We start from the raw sequence: 551 nt of genomic DNA on the forward strand, positions 1-551 counted from the left end.
CTCGATAAAAAGCAAACCGCAGCCGTGCCGACCGTGCGGGGCGATGTGACCAGAGGAGCGGTGATGCAACAGTTGTATGCGGTGCTGGCACAATATAAATGGCCGGATTCGGTTCCTATCGATCAATATCAGGCCGACGAGTTTTTGCAAATAAGAGGGATCGTGAAGGGAACAGGGAAAGGCATGCAACCGGATAAGCCATGCACCGTTGAGGAAGCGGTTGTGATGGCGATCCGGCTCGTAGCCGACACGTATGCTGCACTTGGGCAAGGCGCGAAGGGATTGATGTGGAAAGTATCGCATCATAACAATACGATGTACCTGTTCGGTTCGATTCACGAGGGTATTACGGATTTCTACCCGCTTCATCCGCAGGTGCAAGCGGCGTTGCAACAGGCGGATGAGCTTATCGTCGAAGTCAATTTATTAGATAAAGCGGAGATCGCTTTAGCACAGGAACAGTATACCTATCGAGATGGTACAACACTCAAGGATCATGTATCGGCGGCAACGTATGACAAGGCTCAGCAGGTGTTTGCGATGCTGAAATT

Annotated in this window: 1 protein-coding gene; it reads left to right on the forward strand. The window is 51.0% G+C overall.

The window, feature by feature from the left end; genetic code table 11:
* Window positions 1–551 (forward strand): TraB/GumN family protein (locus PPOP_RS09645; protein ID WP_042228224.1); only part of this gene is annotated, 551 nt, incomplete at both ends.

It is taken from the genome of Paenibacillus popilliae ATCC 14706, assembly GCF_000315235.1.
GTDB lineage: Bacteria > Bacillota > Bacilli > Paenibacillales > Paenibacillaceae > Paenibacillus_B > Paenibacillus_B popilliae.